The 19,579-nt window shown below is 41.4% G+C and carries 19 protein-coding genes; 14 read left to right on the top strand and 5 right to left on the bottom strand.

Annotated features, from left to right (window positions below; all coding sequences use genetic code 11):
* Positions 1–273: 273 nt before the first annotated feature.
* Together ACLIBG_RS05680 and ACLIBG_RS05675 are read left to right on the top strand one after the other, a co-directional pair.
* Positions 274–774: a hypothetical protein gene (locus ACLIBG_RS05680; RefSeq protein WP_439311787.1), complete on the top strand. Its 501-nt coding sequence runs from the start codon at positions 274–276 to the stop codon at positions 772–774.
* A gap of 105 nt (positions 775–879) precedes the next feature.
* A complete protein-coding gene (locus ACLIBG_RS05675; RefSeq protein WP_439311786.1) occupies positions 880–1,071 on the top strand; it encodes a hypothetical protein in 192 nt (63 codons plus the stop codon).
* 169 nt (positions 1,072–1,240) lie between these two features.
* Here the strand turns inward: ACLIBG_RS05675 and ACLIBG_RS05670 are convergent, their stop codons facing one another.
* Positions 1,241–2,125 (bottom strand): LysR family transcriptional regulator, encoded by an 885-nt coding sequence (locus ACLIBG_RS05670; protein WP_439311863.1) that lies wholly within the window; start codon positions 2,123–2,125, stop codon positions 1,241–1,243.
* A gap of 174 nt (positions 2,126–2,299) precedes the next feature.
* Here ACLIBG_RS05670 and ACLIBG_RS05665 point away from each other — a divergent pair, with 174 nt between their 5' ends.
* Complete coding sequence (locus ACLIBG_RS05665; protein ID WP_439311862.1) at positions 2,300–3,271, top strand: YeiH family protein; 972 nt, start codon at positions 2,300–2,302, stop codon at positions 3,269–3,271.
* 106 nt (positions 3,272–3,377) lie between these two features.
* Here ACLIBG_RS05665 and ACLIBG_RS05660 read toward each other — a convergent pair whose 3' ends face one another.
* Entirely contained in the window at positions 3,378–4,202 is an 825-nt protein-coding gene (locus ACLIBG_RS05660; RefSeq protein ID WP_439311785.1) for a squalene/phytoene synthase family protein, read from the bottom strand.
* Positions 4,203–4,599: 397 nt separating this feature from the next.
* Between ACLIBG_RS05660 and ACLIBG_RS05655 the strand changes: the two genes are divergently transcribed.
* The 8 genes from ACLIBG_RS05655 (at position 4,600) to ACLIBG_RS05620 (ending at position 14,406) form a co-directional block, all read left to right on the top strand.
* Complete coding sequence (locus ACLIBG_RS05655; protein ID WP_439311784.1) at positions 4,600–5,016, top strand: hemerythrin domain-containing protein; 417 nt, start codon at positions 4,600–4,602, stop codon at positions 5,014–5,016.
* A gap of 528 nt (positions 5,017–5,544) precedes the next feature.
* Complete coding sequence (locus ACLIBG_RS05650) at positions 5,545–5,862, top strand: hypothetical protein (RefSeq protein WP_439311783.1); 318 nt, start codon at positions 5,545–5,547, stop codon at positions 5,860–5,862.
* A gap of 212 nt (positions 5,863–6,074) precedes the next feature.
* Positions 6,075–6,347, top strand: coding sequence for a hypothetical protein (locus ACLIBG_RS05645; protein ID WP_439311782.1), 273 nt, complete (start codon positions 6,075–6,077; stop codon positions 6,345–6,347).
* A gap of 2 nt (positions 6,348–6,349) precedes the next feature.
* Positions 6,350–10,030, top strand: a complete 3,681-nt coding sequence (locus ACLIBG_RS05640) for a nitrate reductase subunit alpha (protein WP_439311781.1) — start codon at positions 6,350–6,352, stop codon at positions 10,028–10,030.
* Complete coding sequence (narH, locus tag ACLIBG_RS05635) at positions 10,020–11,528, top strand: nitrate reductase subunit beta (protein ID WP_439311780.1); 1,509 nt, start codon at positions 10,020–10,022, stop codon at positions 11,526–11,528. Before ACLIBG_RS05640 ends, narH begins: the two co-directional genes overlap by 11 nt.
* Complete coding sequence (gene narJ, locus ACLIBG_RS05630) at positions 11,528–12,169, top strand: nitrate reductase molybdenum cofactor assembly chaperone (RefSeq protein WP_439311779.1); 642 nt, start codon at positions 11,528–11,530, stop codon at positions 12,167–12,169. Before narH ends, narJ begins: the two co-directional genes overlap by 1 nt.
* A 324-nt stretch (positions 12,170–12,493) precedes the next feature.
* Complete coding sequence (narI, locus tag ACLIBG_RS05625) at positions 12,494–13,204, top strand: respiratory nitrate reductase subunit gamma (protein ID WP_439311778.1); 711 nt, start codon at positions 12,494–12,496, stop codon at positions 13,202–13,204.
* A gap of 50 nt (positions 13,205–13,254) precedes the next feature.
* Positions 13,255–14,406: an MFS transporter gene (locus tag ACLIBG_RS05620; RefSeq protein WP_439311777.1), complete on the top strand. Its 1,152-nt coding sequence runs from the start codon at positions 13,255–13,257 to the stop codon at positions 14,404–14,406.
* Between the two features lie 50 nt (positions 14,407–14,456).
* On the opposite strand, the gene ACLIBG_RS05615 is transcribed toward ACLIBG_RS05620, so the two are convergent.
* Both ACLIBG_RS05615 and ACLIBG_RS05610 read right to left on the bottom strand, forming a co-directional pair.
* Positions 14,457–15,164: a Crp/Fnr family transcriptional regulator gene (locus ACLIBG_RS05615; protein WP_439311776.1), complete on the bottom strand. Its 708-nt coding sequence runs from the start codon at positions 15,162–15,164 to the stop codon at positions 14,457–14,459.
* A gap of 110 nt (positions 15,165–15,274) precedes the next feature.
* Positions 15,275–15,727 (bottom strand): hemerythrin domain-containing protein, encoded by a 453-nt coding sequence (locus ACLIBG_RS05610; protein WP_439311775.1) that lies wholly within the window; start codon positions 15,725–15,727, stop codon positions 15,275–15,277.
* A gap of 185 nt (positions 15,728–15,912) precedes the next feature.
* On the opposite strand from ACLIBG_RS05610, the gene ACLIBG_RS05605 reads away from it, so the two are divergent.
* Together ACLIBG_RS05605 and ACLIBG_RS05600 are read left to right on the top strand one after the other, a co-directional pair.
* Positions 15,913–17,079 (top strand): MFS transporter, encoded by a 1,167-nt coding sequence (locus ACLIBG_RS05605; RefSeq protein WP_439311774.1) that lies wholly within the window; start codon positions 15,913–15,915, stop codon positions 17,077–17,079.
* Between the two features lie 245 nt (positions 17,080–17,324).
* A complete protein-coding gene (locus ACLIBG_RS05600; protein WP_439311773.1) occupies positions 17,325–17,477 on the top strand; it encodes a YfhE family protein in 153 nt (50 codons plus the stop codon).
* A gap of 114 nt (positions 17,478–17,591) precedes the next feature.
* Here ACLIBG_RS05600 and ACLIBG_RS05595 read toward each other — a convergent pair whose 3' ends face one another.
* A complete protein-coding gene (locus ACLIBG_RS05595) occupies positions 17,592–18,137 on the bottom strand; it encodes a DinB family protein (RefSeq protein ID WP_439311772.1) in 546 nt (181 codons plus the stop codon).
* Between the two features lie 339 nt (positions 18,138–18,476).
* Between ACLIBG_RS05595 and ACLIBG_RS05590 the strand changes: the two genes are divergently transcribed.
* Positions 18,477–19,376, top strand: coding sequence for a DMT family transporter (locus tag ACLIBG_RS05590; protein ID WP_439311771.1), 900 nt, complete (start codon positions 18,477–18,479; stop codon positions 19,374–19,376).
* The last annotated feature ends 203 nt before the right edge of the window (positions 19,377–19,579 follow it).

Raw genomic sequence — 19,579 nt, 5'->3', positions numbered from 1 at the left:
ACGAGTCAATCCTTTTTTGGCTTCCAATACCTATCCCAACATATAGTTCAAGTTCGCACGCTAATTCCAGCTAGATCAGCTACTTTTTTACCTTCAATTTCCTCAGTCGCAAAAATGCTAACGTAACGTTAGAGTCAACATGCATTTACATTTAGTATTTCATATATCCGCTTGTTCATATCTTCAAATCCAAACTGCGCTATCGCTATTTCCTATGTACGAAATGATACATAAACCCATATAGTATATAGAAGCTATTTAGGAGGTGAAAACTTGCATTATAACGAGTACCCTTACTCTTATGACAGTTCTAATGATAATGAAGTTCGCCAGTTCAATTTACCTGGATATTTGGGGGGACAAATGTGGGATTACATGGGGAACCAACTATTCGGCCCACGTCCGCCGTATAATCAACCCCCGGACGGCCCGGGAGCGCCTTTTCCAGGAGCACCGCCTTTTCAGGACAATCCGTTTCCGAATCAAGGACCAAACTATCCCAATACTGGTCAAATGAGTGGACCGCCAGCTGGTCCGCCACCCGGATTCACACCTGTACAGCAGCAACAAGACTTTCAAACGTTCGCTATTGACCCTGGTGCCATTCGCGGATGTTTATATCGTTATACGTATGTCTGGTTACGAAGAGATGCTTTTTGGTTTTATCCGGTTTATGTAGGTAGAAATTCCATTTCCGGTTATCGCTGGACCGGCAACCGGTGGGTATACTTTGGAATTGATCTAGATAAAATCGAATCGTTTCAATGTTTTTAGTTAGTTCCTAATTAAAAGGTATTTCCCTATTTTTTCAACTGCTTATGCTCGTATCCAATCACTCTTCCCCTCACTTCATATAATGTAGTGAAGGAGGGGAAGATTATGTTCCAGACGGCAATAATTTTTCTAGCTGCAATTCTCGCAGGTTTCGCTTTAGCCAACCTACCAACTTCATCAGTAATAAGTTCGGGTATGGCAGCTCTATTTACAAGTATTGGCGGGCTTGTGATTATTCTATTTTCCTTAGCTTTAATTGTCATCGGTATTAAAGAAATTTTGCGCTTGTGCCGTTAACAGAATGAATATCCTAACTGATTAACATTTCTCAAATCACTGCCTCAGATAGTGATTAATATTGCAGTTGTTGTAATTTGGTATGTAGTATAAATGACCGTCACTATTTGCAGTTACGTCACAGTTTATAATCAACTGTGCATTATGTATTGTAACCCACGGTATTCCGTTAATGTTTAAAACGATTATCCCTCAACAAATCCATAAATACTTTTAGAGCTTTCGTTTGAAAAGGCGACTTTCTTATAAAGGAAAACTGCCTTTTAAGCGGAAGCTTTTCTATAGGAACTATTCTCAGTGCTTCTGTTTTTAGTTCTCTTTGAATTGCCCATTTGGACATGACACTTAGTCCCATTCCTGCTTCAACCGCTTCCTTGATCAGCTGTGTGCTGCTGAAATGCAAGACTCTTCCTGGGGATATGTTCAATACTCGAAATATCTTATCTGTCACTTCCCGCGTCCCGGATCCGGCTTCCCTAACAATCCACGGCTCAGTTTCCAATTCTTTTCCTTCCACTCGTACTTTCCTTGCCAATGAATGATTTGCTGGAGCAACAACAACCATTTCATCCTCTGCAAAAGGTTCCTCAATAAATCCGCTCTCAGTGACTTTCCCTTCTACAATACCAATATCAAGCTGATGGTTAGATACTAAATGGGCAATCGTTGTCGTATTACCGATCGTAACCTCAGGGATAATATCCGCATATTGCATTTGCATATGAGCAAGCAATTTGGGAAGGACATATTCACCGAACGTATAGCTCGCACCAATCGACAATGCTCCATGCGCATGGTTTGTTAAATCATCTACTAGAGTTTGCATTTTTGTATAAAGTCCTACAATTTCTTTCCCGTGATGATAGACGATCTCACCTGCTTTATTTAGGCGGACAAATTTATTCGTCCGTTCCAGCAAGCGTGTACCGATATGATTTTCAAACGCTCGAATATATTGGCTCACCGCCGGTTGTGTCATATGAAGTGACTCTGCTGCACGGGAAAAATTCTGCTTCTCGGCTACCGTTATAAATACGTGTAAATGATTATCCATCATAGCTGATCCCTTCTTTCCTTTCCATTATATCAATTTGCTTATAGATATAATAACAATAAATTATTTTTCTTATAGATATATTCGTTCTATGATTTATTTAGGAGGTGGAGCAGAGTGGCTTCCCAAGGTAACGTACAAAATAACCACAACGATCAAATTATTTTGAAATGGATGGCAGGCGTACTGTTCACATTTTTTATTGCATTTTTGGGTTTTTTATTAGCAAAAGTACCTGGGTTTAATCATATCGGTCAATTAGCAAGTGCGATCATTATTGCCATCGTATACCGTCAATTGTTCGGATATCCGGATGCAATCAAATCGGGAATTACATTTTCCTCGAAAAAACTGCTTCGACTAGCCATTATTTTATATGGATTGAAATTGAATATTGATGTTGTGTTAAATGATGGATTAAGCCTGCTTTTGCGAGATGCAGTTGTTATTATTTTTGCTATTTTAGCAACTATCTGGATTGCAAAAGTACTAAAGGCCGATTCAATGATCTCTCTTTTGCTCGGAGTTGGAACAGGGGTTTGTGGAGCTGCAGCGATTGCTGCCGTAGCACCGATTGTAAAGGCGAAAGAAGAGGATACAGCGATTGGGGTGGGGATTATTGCCCTTATGGGTACGGTTTTCGCAATTATATACACTGTTCTTCGGCCTATCTTACCAATGATACCGGTCGATTACGGGATCTGGTCCGGAATTAGCCTGCATGAATTGGCCCACGTAGCCATTGCCGCTGAACCTGCGGGACAGGAAGCATTAGCCATTGCATTGTTGGCAAAATTGGGGCGGGTCTTTTTACTCGTACCACTATGTTTTATTTTTATTTATTTGATGAAAAGAAAAGCATCAGTATCTAATGAAGGAGAAGCAAAAATCGATTTCCCTTGGTTTTTGCTCGGATTTATTTTATTAAGTGTGCTCGGCAGTTACGTGTTCGGCCATTCCATTCCAGTTTCCGACAGTGTAATGAATGGTGTGTCGACCGCTACTGCATGGTTATTAACGGCCGCCATGGTTGGGCTAGGATTAAATGTTAGTTTGCACGCCCTACGTACACGAGCGTTAAAGCCATTATTGGCCATGACGATAACATCTGTCTGTTTGTCTATATTGGCGTACTTTATTGTTTAGGAGTAACAAAAAGTACTTTCCTACCACAAGGAAAGTACTCTTTTTTTAACTGTATTTACTTTACGTGAATGTATCGATTACAAGCTTTCTCGAAATATTTACAGCTTTATTCCTCTTTAATATCAGCCACTACTTGTTCAACTTCCGTCCGCGACATTTTCTTTTTGCCACTTTTCATTGCTTTTAATGTTCGTTTTGCTAAAGCTAGTGGGATCCTGCAAAACAGCAAAATGTTTTTCGTTTTAATGTCTTTCATGTATTCATCCGCTAGATCAAGATTTTCCTGGGCAAACTGAAACATATCGTCCCGGGTCCAACCTTCCGGAACAAAATTTACACCACGCTCTTCCATATCTTCATATTGATTTCGTAAAATATTGACCGCCTGAAGCCCCCGTCCGTACCCAATAGCTAAGTCACGATCTGTTTGCGTCCCATCGTACCATTGCCATATATCAGACAGCATAACTCCAACTAAACCTGCAACATAATACGTATAATTGTTCAAGTCTTCCTTTGTTTGTATTTGCCACCCTTTCGCAGCCCAATCCGCCATACCTGAAGCCATCTCTGCCGTTGATTCTTTTATTTTCCCAACAATACTGGAGGGACAAAATTCAAGCCAATCCCCTAATCTCAGCGTTACTTCCGGCAATAACGATTCATATGGCAACAGCAACTTTGCATATGCAGCATGATCGAACGTATCTTTTTGCAACAATTCACTTGTTGAGTGCAACAGAGCTTCCTTTACACTCCGATCAATTGTTTCATGATCTTCTATTTCATCAACCGCTCGCATGCATAGATAAGCAGAGCCTACTGTTTTTCTTAATGAAGGTTTTAATAAACTAATTGGAATATAAAAAGTCCGGCTTGTTAACTTCAACATATGCATTGCTTCTTTTTCAAGCTTGGCTTCGTTACTCAACTGACGATTCCTCCTGCATTATGGTTACTTTCAGTATATCAGAGAAACAAATATTTTTCTTAAATGAACGCTTCAGTAGCGATTTAAAACTTATTATCTGGGGACAAAATTAGTTTTTTCATTTATTAAGTTCTCACAGAAGCGTCCTACTTTTACTAATTTCTAAATTGTTTTTTATTTCTCAATAAAACAAATACTATATTCATAGAATAAACAACTTTAATTATTGGAAGGATGTACTGTATGTGGAAATAAATTACTGAATTTAAAAAGGAACAAAAGCATATTTTGTCGCAAATGAGAATAATAAATCACCATTATTGTGATGTTTGTCATAGCTATTTAAATGATTAATTTTTACAATAGTATAAAACATGGCATAGAAAGGGGCTTTCACATGTCAGGTCCAGGATTGAAACATATCGACAGTCATTCAGCCATCCATGAAGCTGCTCTCAATGAAGCAATTGAACTAAACGACATTCTGGAGGCACTTCTGAAGAACAATGAACTTGAAAAAGCACTGGAGACTGCCTATGTCGTTGTCGAACATTGGGAGTCGCGTACCTTGCAACATGCAACTGCTGAAGAAAACGGTTTATATAAAGATTTAGTTGAAGAATCACCGGAGCTTAAGGATAAAATAACTGCTCTCACACGGGATCATGATATTTTGCGTATCCTTATCGATGAAATTAAGGACATGCTTGATGAAGGCGGTTTCAGTGATGCTGTTTTACAACGGTTCCAGTCATTGGTTCTGGTCGACATTATTCACAACCGGGAAGAAGAACGTATCCTGCCACACCATTGATAATAAAAGCGCAAACGCCCCCGCTTAGAAACGTAGCGACTGCGCCAGCTCAAAGCTGGTGGTTCGATGTTGCCACGCAAAGTGGCGGTTTTAATCGAACATTCCAAATCATCCCGAGATAAAGGAATCAGCCCCTGCAAAAGGGGATACGTGAGTTGGGCGCAAAGCCCGTTTTTAGTTGGTCTTCCTCTGCCTTGCGAATCGATGATAACTTTCACCCAAGGGCATAAGGGCGACTAAGCCTCTGTCTAAAGCCTTTAGGCAAGTCTTCTTTATCGTAAGGCGCTGCGGGAAGTCGCCTAGTTTCTGGGCGATTAAGCTAGGCAGTTATACCCAAAGTTTCATACTTTCTGACCTTTTAATAAAAGCACAATCGCTCGTTTAACGTTCGTTTTAGGGCTGACAAGCTTAGAACGCTATGTACCGCGTTTGCGTGTAAATGCTCGTCCTACCGAAAAGTTTTTTACGTCGAGGTTAAGATAACTACACAAGAAAGCATTCATACCTTTAAATAAAGGAGGGATTTCAGTGGTTGATAAAACAGAACAAAAAACGGCGAAAGGCTTACGGGTGATCGATCCAAAGCTTTTTCGATACATCGTTAACAAACTGAATGACAGTCACAACATCCACTCTTACGATATTGAAGCATTAGCAGTAAAAGAAGCTTCGGGACTGACCATCACGCTCCGATACGGCGAAAATTATGCCCAATCGAAAGAAGCGTTTTTTTCATTTGAAATAATAAACAATCGCAGCGAAGAACTTAATGCGTTTATTCAAGAAGCAGCTGATGAATGTAAAGAGGTCATGGTTGCCGATTACTTTAAAATGATGAAACCTTAATATACATAAGAAAAGCGCAAGCGCCCTGGTCAGCCTCAGGCATTGCTTAAGACCTCGAGGGGCTGGGCTGGCAGGCTTAGAACGCCACATCCTGGGACTGTAGCTCCGTTTTCGTCCCACCGAAAAAATTTGTACATCGAAGCTAGACAGATATGCACAAAATTTATACTTTCTAACCTTTTTAAATAACTTAACAAAAGGAGGTCTTTACCATGTTTTCAATGGAAGAAGATGCCCAATTCGTTCAAGACAGAGAGGATTTAATTTCAATTTTGCGCATGCGATTTGGAGACGTTTCACCCAAAGTAATTGAAGAGATTTACAAACTGGATGAAATTGATACACTTGACCGACTTATTTTAGTTGCAGCAAACGCCCCTTCCTATGGCGTCTTTTTAGAAGAAATGGAAGCCGGCGATGGCAGTTTTCGTATTGTTGGTGAACGTTTTAACCCTGTTGGATCAATGAATAGAGAGGATGATTAAGCGTGCGAAAAACGAATAAATTGTTTGAATCACTCAAACATTTACGAGAAGGCCAACGAATCAACGATGGTTGGGCAGAAGAAAGCACACGCCCAAGGGATTCTGAAGATATCTATCGTCGCAGATGGCAGCATGATAAAGTTGTGCGTTCTACACACGGAGTCAATTGCACTGGCTCATGCAGCTGGAAAATATATGTGAAAGATGGAATCATTACATCGGAAACCCAACAGACCGATTATCCATCCACCGGCGATGACTTCCCTGAGTATGAACCGCGTGGGTGTCCACGTGGCGCGAGTTTTTCATGGTATACGTACAGCCCGATACGTGTGAAATACCCGTACATTCGCAGTGATTTGTATGAGCTTTGGAAAGCAGAGCGCGAAAAAGGATTGGACCCTGTGGAAGCATGGGAAAGTATTGCGACGAACCCCGAAAAGCGGGAGCAATATGTGAATGCCAGAGGGAAAGGCGGTTTTGTGCGTGCCAGTTGGCGAGAGGTGTGTGAAATTATCGCTGCCGCCACTATTCATACAATTAAAAAATACGGACCGGATCGCGTTGTAGGGTTCAGCCCGATTCCGGCAATGTCCATGGTAAGTTATGCTGCCGGTACACGTTTCTTATCTTTAATTGGAGGAACGATTCTCAGTTTCTACGATTGGTATGCCGACCTCCCTCCTGCCTCACCACAAGTATGGGGTGAGCAAACCGATGTTCCAGAAAGTGCAGACTGGTACAATGCTAAATACTTCATCATCTGGGGAACAAACTTACCGCAAACACGGACACCTGATGCTCATTTTATGGTTGAAGCAAGATATAACGGAACAAAAGTTGTTGGTGTAAGCCCCGATTACGCTGAATATGAGAAATTTGCCGACATCTGGCTTCCTGCTAAGGCGGGAACGGACGGCGCCCTTGCGATGGCAATGACCCATGTTATTTTACAAGAATTTTACGTTAATCAGGAAATCCCTTATTTCATTGACTATGTGAAACGGTTTACGGACCTTCCTTTTCTCGTTATTCTCGATGAAAATGAGACGGATTGCCGTTCCGGACGATTTTTACGTTCGACCGACTTGCATGATGATGAAGCGCTCGGGGAATGGAAGACGGTTATTATCGATGCGGTAACAGGACAGCCGGAAATACCAAATGGATCGCAAGGCCATCGGTGGGACGAAAACAATAATTGGAATTTAGAGCTGACAAAGCCGGATGGGACGGAAATGGATCCGGAGTTAAGCTTTATTCATGGATCTGATGAAACCGCGATGGTAACCTTTCCATACTTTTCAGAAGAAGACGGCGGAACCCTTGAACGCGGCGTGCCAGTAAAACATATTCAGTCTAAAGATGGACGTACGCTTAAAGTTACGACCGTTTATGACCTGATGATGGCTCACACCGGGGTTGTTCGCGGCCTTCCAGGAGATTATCCGTCTGATTACGATGACCCGAAAGCATATACACCTGCTTGGCAGGAAAGTATTACAGGCGTACACAAAAATCACGTCATTAAAGTCGCCAAAGAATTCGCCGACAATGCTGCGCGCACAAACGGTAAGTCAATGATTGCAATGGGCGGCGGTACAAACCATTGGTTCCATAGTGATCAAATTTACCGTTCCATTTTAAATCTTGTTCTGCTTACAGGTTCACAAGGTGTCAATGGCGGCGGCTGGGCTCATTATGTCGGACAGGAAAAAGTTCGCCCACTTGAAGGGTGGCAACAGGTCGCTTTTGCTGGAGACTGGATTAAACCTCCACGTCTTCAAAACGGTACATCTTATTTTTATTTTGCTACCGATCAATTTCGTTATGAAGCGGAAACAGATGCTAATAAACAGACAAACTGGAACAGTACGTACAATAAAATGCACCCTGCTGATGTCAATGCGCTGTCTGCAAGACTTGGCTGGCTCCCATCATTTCCGCAGTTTTCACAAAACTCACTTGATCTTGTGGAAAATGCTCGGAAACGCGGTGCCAAAACGGATCAAGAAGTCATCGATGATGTAGTATCCCAGATTAAAGAGGAAAAAATTGACTGGGCAATCGAAAATCCCGATGACCCGAAAAACTTTCCAAGAGTATTTTTTAACTGGCGCTCAAATCTTCTTGGGGACAGTGGAAAAGGGCATGAATATTTTGCTCGTCACCTTATTGGCGGGGAAGATCAGATTTTATCAGAAACAGAGAATTCCTGGCAGCCCGAAGACGTTAATGTTACGGAGGAAGCGCCGAAAGGAAAAACCGACTTACTCGTCAGTATTGATTTCAGAATGACAAGTTCCGGACTTTTTTCCGACATCGTTCTTCCTGCCGCTACATGGTATGAAAAATTCGATATTAGCAGTACGGATTTGCATCCGTTCGTGCACCCGTTCAATGCGGCTATTTCGCCACCATGGCAAGCAAAAAGTGATTGGAATACGTTCAGAGAAATTTCCAAAGTTTTTTCCGAATTAGCTGAAAAACACCTACCGGAGTCTGAAGACTTAATGATGACCCCACTCGGTCACGACTCTAAAGGGGAAATTTCCCAACCGATGGGTGAAATTAAAGATTGGCGAAAAGGAGAAGTCGAGGCGATTCCTGGTAAAACAATGCCGAACTTTCAAATCGTCAAACGAGATTTTCCAACCGTCTATGACAAAATGATTACAATCGGACCCGAAATTAAAAAAGGTTACGGAGCCAAAGGGGTTCAAATTGATGGAGAACCGGTTTACAAAGAGCTCGAATCAAGACTTGGCATATCGAAACGCGAAGGTATTGGAAAAGGCAACCCCGACTTATATTCGGATAAAAAAGCAATTGAAGCAATTCTGCTTATGTCCGGTGCAACGAACGGGAAACGGGCTGTTGAAGGGTGGAAATCACTATCTAAAAATACTGGACAGGACTTGAGCGATATTGCCCAAGGCCGTGAAGAAGATTCCTTTACGTTGGATGATTTAACCGCACAACCAAGACATGCCATATCAACACCTGTCTGGAGTGGGCTGGAAAAAGACAATCGCCGCTATTCTCCGTTTACAGTAAATACGGAATACAATTTACCTTGGAGAACTTTGACAGGCAGACAAAGCTTTTATCTTGATCATGAAATGATGCTTGATTACGGTGAAGGACTGCCACTATATTTACCGCCATTGTATTACGACCCGTTTTTGCCAGGCGAAAAAGGTGTCAAATCAAATGGGGATGCAATCACAGTCCGATATTTAACCCCGCACCAGAAGTGGGGCATTCATACGATGTTTACCGACACGACTGCAATGTCACAATTATTTAGAGGGTGGCAGACCGTTTGGATGAATGAAAAAGACGGCGCGTCCATTGGACTGAAAGATAACGACTGGATTGAAGTGTATAACCGGAATGGGGTTATTTCGGCACGTGTTGTGCTCACCTACCGTATTCCAAAAGGGTTGGCGTACATGTACCACGCCCAAGACCGGACACTTGGCGTTCCTGGAACCGTCATTAATAAAAAGCGAGGTGGAACCCACAATAGTGTAACAAGAATTACCGTGAAACCGACACATATGATTGGGGGATACTCGCAACTGAGCTACGGCTTTAATTATTACGGCCCAACTGGTCAACAACGAGATACCGTTGCGGTCATCAGAAAATTGAAGGAGGTCGATTGGCTTGAGAATTAAGGCACAAGTCGCTATGGTAATGCATCTGGATAAATGTATTGGTTGTCACACCTGTTCTGTGACATGTAAAAATACGTGGACAAATCGCCCTGGTACGGAATATATGTGGTTTAACAACGTAGAAACAAGACCAGGCCCAGGCTATCCTAAACAATGGGAAGATACAGATCGCTATAAAGGCGGTTGGGAGCTTAAAAATGGAAAACTCAAACTAAAAGCGGGAGGTCCGATCTCGAAACTGGCCAACATTTTTTACAATCCTGACATGGCTAGCATGGATGATTACTATGAACCTTGGACATACGATTACGACAATTTAATTCATAGTCCAAAATCAGAAAATCTTCCCGTCGCACGACCAAAATCTCAAATCACTGGGAAATTTATCGATAAACCTGAATGGGGATCCAATTGGGATGACGACCTAGCGGGTGGAAGTGAAATCGTTCCACTAGATCCGAACGTGCAAGAACTGCAAGAGCATATTTCCATGGAATATGAAAAAACATTCATGATGTATTTGCCGCGCATTTGCGAACATTGCTTAAATCCATCATGTGTCGCTTCTTGCCCATCCGGCGCCTTGTATAAACGGGATGAAGACGGCATTGTACTAGTGGATCAGGAAGCATGCCGTGGCTGGCGCTTCTGTATGAGCGGCTGCCCATACCATAAAGTATATTACAATTGGAACACGCACAAAGCCGAAAAATGTAATTTCTGTTATCCAAGAACAGAAGCCGGTCTACCAACTATTTGCTCGGAAACTTGTGTCGGCCGCATTCGTTATATTGGCGTAGTTTTATATGATGCGGATAAAGTGAAAGAGGCGGCTTCTGTCGAGGATCCACAGGACTTGTACGAAGCACAGCTCGGTTGTTTCCTTGACCCGTTCGACCCTGAAATTCAGGAAAAAGCACGAGAGGCCGGAATTACAGATGCTTGGATCGAAGCGGCACAGGAGTCGCCTGTTTATAAAATGGCGATCAAATGGAAAATCGCGCTTCCGTTACATCCGGAATATCGTACGATGCCGATGGTCTGGTACGTACCACCTCTCAGTCCGATTATGAACCACATTACGAATGAGGACGAGTTAGACACAGATGGATACATCCCGGCAGTCGATCAAATGCGGATTCCAATGGAATACCTAGCAAGTCTGCTAACAGCCGGTGATACGGAAGTCATCCGCCATGTCTTACTGAAATTAACCGCCATGCGTGTCCATATGAGAGGCAAAACGGTCGGAGGCATTGACGAATTCAAACAAAGTGAGCTCGTTAAAGAGGCAGGCACAAATCCTGAGGAAATTGAAGATATGGCGCGACTGCTCGGAGTGGCCAAATATAACGAGCGGTTCGTTATTCCTACGGGGCGCAGAGAAATGGAAGAACAAGATGATTTGTATTACCAGCAAGGCGCATGTAGTTTAGAAAACATTGCTCCACGTGAAGGTGCAGCGGCCACATTCGCTTATGAAAGGGGCTGGCGCTAATGAGTAACGAAGAACCGATAATAAGTAATGAAGTTCCATCTGCACAACAAGAACAAGCTATTTTAATTATCGCTTCCCGCTTGCTCAGTTATCCGCCAGATGCGCTAGATGAGCTCGTACACGACATTGAGGTTTGCATCGAAGAAGAAATGGAATCGGATCTCGCAAAACATGACCTTAAAGCGGCCTGTGCACCATTGTTCAGTTTTTCATCCAAGGACTTGAAGGAACTATATGTATCAACGTTTGATTTAAAGTCAAAGCTAGGCCTTTACTTAACGGCCCATGAATTTGGCGACAGCCCCAAGCGCGGGGCTGCGCTAATCAAGCTTCAAAAAACAATCAATCAAGCTGGATACGAGCGCGAAGAAGGCGAATTAGCTGATTATATACCAATGCTATTTGAACTTTTGGCAGTAGCACCCGAATCTGCAGAGCATATTCGGCTGTACAAAAGGCTGGCAATCGCCATCCATCGCATGCTCAATAATATTGATGATAATAATCCATATACCGGTCTTCTCCGTGTACTCACCACACACGTGTTTCCAAAACCGACAAAGCAAGAAGTTGCCGACTTGGAAAACAATCGAGAAGAAGCCGATTTAGAAGACCTCCCCTTCCCGATTATGTATCAGTAATCCACGCCAGTTTTCCCGAAAAGGCGTTGGTGGTATATTTTTGAGAAGTTCGGTAACTTTTGGTGGGGCGCTGATAAAGCTTGGAAATGCGCTGATATTCGCCAGGGAGGCGCCGATAAATTTCGGAAAAGCGCAGTATCTTACAAAAGTTCCTATATAATCCCGATATGAACGGTGTATCCATAGGCTTGCCAATATATCCGCAGATAAGCTGATACATCGCAGAAGAATCTATATATATACGTAATGTGCCATATTTCAACAGAAGAAATAATATATCCATGGAAGAGCTGCTACTTCCTAAAAAGACAAGGAGTGATAACAATGGCCGATATTTTTTGGTGGGTCATCTTCCCATACATTACAGGTTTGATTATGATCATCGGTCTGCTATATCGGTTTGCGTATGGACAGATAAGCTGGGCAGCACCTTCAACGGAATTTTTCGAAAAAAGGTGGTTGCGCATCGGTTCTCCACTGTTTCATTGGGGCATCCTTTTAGCTTTAATCGGTCACCTTATGGGAATGGTCGTTCCTATGGAATTTTACCATTGGCTTGGCGTTTCCGATCATATGTATCATATAGGGGCTATTGCTGGCGGTGGCTTTGCAGGTTTAATGGTTGTTGTAGGATTGGTTATTCTCCTCATTCGCAAAATGACTGTTGATCCTGTGCGAGTCCATGCATCGTTTGCTGACTTTTTCTCGGTCATTGCATTATTGGTCGTAGCCGGTACGGGAACCTATATGTCAATCGTTTACAATTTAACCGTCGTTTCATATGAATACCGGGCTACGATCGGACCATGGTTCCGAAGCTTATTTATATTTCAGCCGAAATATGACTTAATGACCACTGTTCCACTTTTGTTTAAGCTGCATGTCATCTTTGCTTTCGGACTGTTTGCATCGATACCATTTACCCATCTCGTGCATTTTTACAGTCTGCCTGTCAAATATCCGGTACGTGCGCCACAGCAATATCGATCTAGAAACAGGTATCGCAAAAAGAAAGATGAAACACTTGGAACTTAGAAGTATATTACTCCGCTTTGACTAAATCTAAGCACAAGGAGGTTGGAAGAATGGCTCAAAAACAGGGGCAAACAGCTGCACTCGTTTTTTCCACTGTCGCCATGATGGTTGCTTTTACCGTTTGGGGAATTCTTTCACCCATGGCTCAAGAAATAAAGGAACAATTTAATTTAAATGCTACAGAAACGAGCATTCTAGTATCGACACCCGTCATTCTCGGTTCTCTCATGCGGATACCGATGGGCATATTATCGGATAAATATAGCGGACGTCTTGTATACACATTGACGATGCTATTCTTGATTTTTCCTTTAATTGGGGCTAGTTATGCCAATTCATATGTCACTCTTCTATTTTTTGTTTTCTTTATTGGGGTCGCCGGTTCCACTTTTTCGATTGCGATCACGTATATTTCAGGCTGGTACGCTAAGGAAAAGCAAGGCGTGGTGTTAGGGATAGCAGGGGTCGGCAATATTGGAACAGCCATTGCCGGCTTCATTATCCCTTTCATCGTTGCCACCTACAGCATTTCTTGGGCATTTCGAATATTGGCAATCGCCATTGGGATCATGGCTATCATTTTTTATTTCAGTACGAAAGACCGTGAACAAGCAGGCACAAAAACGTTCAATGACGCATTGGAAGCGTTGAAAATAAAACAAACATGGCTCTTGTCTTTGTTCTATTTTTTAACGTTCGGAGTATTTGTGGCTTTCGGCATTTATTTACCGACCTTATTACAGGAATTGTTTGCTCTGACATCTGTTGATGCAGGGAGCCGTGCAGCCGGTTTTATTATTTTGGCTACAGCCGTCCGCCCAATTGGCGGATTCATCGCTGATAAATGGAATCCAAAAACACTTGTCACGTTTGTATTTTCCGGCATTACGATTAGTGCAGTATTGCTGGCATTTTTCAATAGCAGCATAATTTTATTCACTATATTTTGTCTGGCGATTGCTTTCTTCTCAGGTCTCGGCAATGGAATCATTTTCAAACTTGTGCCACTCGTATCTCCTTCAAATACAGGGGCTGTTACAGGAATCGTAGGGGCAGCAGGTGGATTCGGAGGCTTTTTTCCACCCATTTTGCTTGGTATTGTCAAAGATATGACTGGTCATTTCTTTCTTGGCTTTATCTTGCTGGCAGTATTCAGTTTGGCATGCCTGGTAATGAATGTAAACAGGCAAAAAATTGCCTGAAAGCAGACAAATAAATCAATGGAGCGCAATTTTCACACGGGTGCGCTCCATCAATTAATATGACAAATAACGAGGGGGCAATCTTCACAGCCGATTTGATCCCTGAGGTATTGGAGATTTTTAATAAGGATTTTACCGGAATTAAGCGTTGAAACGACGTTACGCTTCCTCAAATCGATCATCATACGGTTTGCACTTTCACGCGTAGCTGCGGCAAATGCCGCCAGTTCCGTGTCTGTCAGTGCAACATTGATCTTTATTCCATCCGAATGTTCCGTACCATAACTGTTAGCTAACCGAATGAGCGTCGAATACAACGCCCCCTTCTTTCCATGCAAAAGTAAATCACGTATTTTATATTGAAACACGCGCATACGATCGCTGGACCATTTCATATATTCAATTGCCATTTCGCTATCGTCCATTAGTTCCTGTTCTAACTCTGTTTTACTCACAGTATAAACAACACTTGTTTTTAACGCTTTAGCATTTAGAAAGTAGGTAGCGTTTTCACTGAACAGAGTCAGCTCCCCTATGAGCGCCCCTGTCTGACAAAGGCGCAACGTTAATTCTTTGCCTTCTTTTGACATTTTCCCAATTTGGATCAGCCCTGATTTAACTACATATATGTATTCAGCAGGTGTGCCTTCATGAAATAAGTGCGTACCTTCCATGACTTGTGTACTAGTACCGATCTTTTCCAATAAGAAATACAGTTTCTGTGATATCGATGTTTCTTTACGCGCTGTTCTTTGCATCACTTTTTCCTCCCAATTCGGAAAATTTGCACATCACTCTGCGTAAAATGCTTATTATTTCCCTATACCCATTAAGACCCCATTAAGAAACATTTGATTATGGGACGAACTTAATGTAAATAAGGAGCTAGCTTAACCAACACCGCTTCAGGCAGAGATTTTTCAATCATCGGAAAAATAATTCGTTCTTCTTTTCGAATATGTCCTTCCAACAGCACACCGAAATGCTGCATCTCTTCCGAATTCATTCCTTTTTCACTAAGCAATACGTCCATATGCATTCGTATTTGCACATGCTCCAAAAGCATTTCGGTAATTTCCGGCTGGTTTATATTTGCATATTGCGCATAAGCCGGCAGCAAAATTTCTTCTTCTTCTCGAAAATGGGTTTGTCCATCAGGAATCCAAAATTCTTTGGCATCGTTGATTATCTCTTCAATCGTCAACCGACTTTCTTCCGTTCCTGCTCGTTTAAGCTTTAAAGCTACATGAAGACCGACCATATGATGTCGTGATAACGGTTTTAACGATTCATGCCGTTTAATACCTCGACGTCTGTTCAAAATATCCTCTCCAATCGCTCGTGTTCATCTTATATTAAATGATACCACTATTTGGCATATGTCGAAAATTATTTTGTAACACGAGTCATGTCCACGCCTAAAGCTGCAGCAATAATTCGATATCTTTCTTTTTTTTAAGCAATCACGTAGCATAGGATAAGGAACTTCTTGAAAGGATAAAACTTATGGACAAACGTGTTTATTTATTAACTATCATTGCGTTCGTTGTTGGAATGGTCGAATTAATTATTGGAGGAATATTGGATTTAATTGCGAACGATCTGCAAGTAACACTTGGTCAAGCAGGACAGCTCATTTCAATTTTTTCACTAGTTTTTGCCATTTCTGCACCGATATTGCTCGTCGTAACTTCATCTGTCGATCGAAAACGACTGACATTATATGCTTTAACCGTGTTTTTTATTGGAAATATGATCGTTCTTTTCAGCACATCATATGCGATCCTATTGCTCGCGCGAATTATCGCTACCGCCAGCGGATCACTGCTTGTCGTATTAAGCATTACGCTCGCCTCAAGCATTGTACCGCAAAAATATGTTGGACGAGCTATTGGGATTGTTGTTATGGGGGTCAGTGGTTCCCTTGTATTAGGTGTCCCCATTGGATTAATGCTTGGCAATGCATTTGGCTGGCGCGCACCATTCGCGCTTATTTGCCTACTTACTATACTGATGATATTATTCGTATTTTTCTTTATGAAACCAATTGATTCAAAAAAAGCAATCCCATTAAAAGCACAACTAGCTACATTGAGAAGCAGAAAAATACTTTTTACCCAACTGACAACATTTTTATTTTTGGCAGGACATATCATCTTATATGCTTATTTCACACCTTTTCTTAAACAAATCGTCGGCATCGGGGATTCATGGATCAGTATCATTTATTTGATTTTCGGTATCGCAGCAGTAGCCGGCGGAGGGCTCGGTGGAATAATCACGGATCGATTTGGTTCAATACGCGTCATGCTAATCGTCATTGCAGCTTTTGCTTTAACGATGTTTATCATTCCTTATTCCACATTCGCGCTTCCAATCTTTTTGATTGTGATGATCATCTGGGGAACGTTGAGCTGGGCGATTACACCAGCTGTGCAGAGCTATCTCATTTCATCCTCTCCGGAAACCGCGGCTATCCAGCAGAGTTTAAATAATTCAGCTCTTCATTTTGGAATTGCCTTTGGTTCCATGATTGGCGGAATTGCCATTGAGCGAGTATCCGTGGAAAACAACGCAACGATTGGTGCTTTTTTTGTCGTTCTTGCATTAGGGGCAGCGATTATTGCAATAGGAAAAGGAAACAAGTCTAATAAAAAGGATTTTTCTAAATAACGGGTGGTGCTGATAAATTATCAAAAGTCGGAGCTGAGCTTCTTCCTAATTTACACTTTTTCGATCGTCAGAATATCCACATTTATGTAATTCGGCAAGTGGTCAGAATGTCGAAATTTATAAAATGTGTTTAACTGAGGTTGACCGGTTTTTACAAATATCCAAAATTTGGATGTTTAAAGCATGTCTAATAACGGTTATGTATAGAGTAGAAAGAAAAACTTTCGAAAAAGGATGATAAAGTAATGGCTAGATCACAATATCAACCATCGAACAACAAAGAATTAGCAGATGCGCAGGAAGTCCACTATGCAAATGATTTTAAACAAGCGGACATTGCTGGAGGATTCAGACGTGAGCGAGTGAGAGAAGCCAAAAAAGAAAATAAAAATACATGATTCATCTATACACCACCCCAATTTTTGGGGCGGTGTTTTTTAATGTAATTGCCGGTAATCTCTTCTTACACGTACATAATAACGCATATCTATTATCTATTTAAAAGTCCTAGTTCACGAGCTGTAATACTTTTTCATTAAATCAAAATGATGCTGCTCATGAATGCCGAGCAAATGAATGGCCTGAATGAGATTAGGATAGTAGGCTATCGGATCGGGGTAATATATTTGTCCAGCAACTCTTTCTTCAATGTTATTGACGAGGCGATAAAGCTTATTTGTTTCCAATTCTAACAGGTTTCTCACTTCCAAAAACGTCCACTTCTCTTCCAAATTAGCGCCTGGTTTAATAAAATACGGTGCATTCATCGGTTTCTTTTTCTTTTGATTAAATTCCTCATATATATTATGTATTTCTTTCTTAAACGGTTTGCCTCTCCGTAAGTGAGCGACTGGCCTCATCACCGGAATATACACGATCGAAAAACGTCGAAACATTCTAGCCAATAAAACGAGATGATATACTGTTTCACCAATCGACCATTTACCCTCTTTGGGCCTTTCCCATGCATTGTTAAAATCCAATTCCTTGTTGTGATAGAAGTGATTTCTTTGGTTAGTAATTGTTTGAAAATGATGATTTATGGATTCGCTTTTCATCTACTCACCTTCAATTGATCTTTATTAGAACCACAATAGGGCTTACTTATTTCCTTTGTCATTCCAGTATTATAATAACTAGTTTCTAGTTTTTCTACTCAAGCTTAGTCTTCATGTCATTTATATACAGTAGTTCGTTTTTGTTTTAATAAAATATTATTAAAAAAATAAACTCTAATTTTGCCATATTAAATATAGTTTTTCACTTGTTCTATTTATTACGAATTAGAACAGTATTTAACAGACTTTTCCCACGTTTAAGAGTATTTTACGTTGCCAAACAGTATACGGCTATGATACGTTCAAGTCATATTATAGTCGATTAAGGGGGATGGCAGCATGGATAAAAGAACTTTTACAATCGCATTTTTAACGATAATAGTTTGGTCATCAGGATTTGCCGGGATTCGGGCGAGTATTCTTGGTGGCTTTTCTTCAGGGCATCTCGTTTTGCTTCGTTTCCTTGTTGCGTCCGTCGTATTTTTAATTTACGCCATGTTGGCTAAAAAACGGTTTCATTTACCTCATAAAAAAGACTTACTCCATATCTTTGCACTTGGTTTTGTAGGGATTACTCTTTACCATATTTTTGTCACGTTTGGACAACAAACCGTTTCTGCAGGTACAACGAGCATGATTATCGGGGCGGCCCCTATTTTCACAACGTTGATTGCTGTTTTTATTTTAAAAGAACGCATGGAATTGTTTGCTTGGATTGGATTAGGTATCGGTTTTATCGGAATTATCCTCATTACTATAGGTTCATCTGGAGCGGAATTCACTATTTCCAAAGGAATGTATATCGTTATTTTAGCAGCTATTTCTGCTTCATTCTTTTTCGTTTTTCAAAAACCGCTGTTTGTGAAATATCATCCAATTCAGCTAACGGCGTATTTTACATGGGCAGGCACGTTGCCAATGCTCGTATTTATACCGGGCTTATTTGAAAACATGCAAGCTGCTACATTGGAAGCAAACATCGCAGCTATCTATGTTGGTGTATTTCCGGCAGCAATTTGTTATGCAACATGGGCCATTGCTTTATCCATGGGAAACACAGCCTCTGTCATGAGCATGATGTATCTAGAACCAGCATTTGCCATTATCATCGCTTGGTTCTGGCTTGGGGAAATACCTAGCATTTTGTCGATGTTCGGTGGTTTGGTCGCCATATCGAGTGTCGCTGTCGTTAATATGGTAGGTCGAAAACGCCGGGAAGAACGAGTGGAGTCTGGATGAATTGGAGCCGGCAGTTGATATGTGGATCACGCATACACTAATAAGAAGCGCGCGTGAATACACATTTCTTAATGTCGTTAAAGTTTTCATTTAAATTTCTGTTTCCAGCCATGACGCAATTTATATAAATCGATTTCTTTCCATCGTACAAAATCATTTTATAGGTAATCCCCTATCCCTATACATGGTAGTCAGTGCATTAC

The organism is Virgibacillus sp. W0181 (assembly GCF_051846915.1).
Taxonomy (GTDB): domain Bacteria; phylum Bacillota; class Bacilli; order Bacillales; family Amphibacillaceae; genus JBPYCR01.
This window is presented reverse-complemented; position numbering and strand designations above follow the sequence as displayed.

Coding starts and splice junctions, on each gene's coding strand:
- ACLIBG_RS05675 (WP_439311786.1), top strand. CDS start 880: ATGTTCCAGACGGCAATAATTTTTCTAGCTGCAATTCTCGCAGGTTTC.
- ACLIBG_RS05670 (WP_439311863.1), bottom strand. CDS start 2,125: ATGGATAATCATTTACACGTATTTATAACGGTAGCCGAGAAGCAGAAT.
- ACLIBG_RS05665 (WP_439311862.1), top strand. CDS start 2,300: ATGGCAGGCGTACTGTTCACATTTTTTATTGCATTTTTGGGTTTTTTA.
- ACLIBG_RS05655 (WP_439311784.1), top strand. CDS start 4,600: ATGTCAGGTCCAGGATTGAAACATATCGACAGTCATTCAGCCATCCAT.
- ACLIBG_RS05645 (WP_439311782.1), top strand. CDS start 6,075: ATGTTTTCAATGGAAGAAGATGCCCAATTCGTTCAAGACAGAGAGGAT.
- narJ (WP_439311779.1), top strand. CDS start 11,528: ATGAGTAACGAAGAACCGATAATAAGTAATGAAGTTCCATCTGCACAA.
- narI (WP_439311778.1), top strand. CDS start 12,494: ATGGCCGATATTTTTTGGTGGGTCATCTTCCCATACATTACAGGTTTG.
- ACLIBG_RS05620 (WP_439311777.1), top strand. CDS start 13,255: ATGGCTCAAAAACAGGGGCAAACAGCTGCACTCGTTTTTTCCACTGTC.
- ACLIBG_RS05615 (WP_439311776.1), bottom strand. CDS start 15,164: ATGCAAAGAACAGCGCGTAAAGAAACATCGATATCACAGAAACTGTAT.
- ACLIBG_RS05605 (WP_439311774.1), top strand. CDS start 15,913: ATGGACAAACGTGTTTATTTATTAACTATCATTGCGTTCGTTGTTGGA.
- ACLIBG_RS05600 (WP_439311773.1), top strand. CDS start 17,325: ATGGCTAGATCACAATATCAACCATCGAACAACAAAGAATTAGCAGAT.
- ACLIBG_RS05595 (WP_439311772.1), bottom strand. CDS start 18,137: ATGAAAAGCGAATCCATAAATCATCATTTTCAAACAATTACTAACCAA.
- ACLIBG_RS05590 (WP_439311771.1), top strand. CDS start 18,477: ATGGATAAAAGAACTTTTACAATCGCATTTTTAACGATAATAGTTTGG.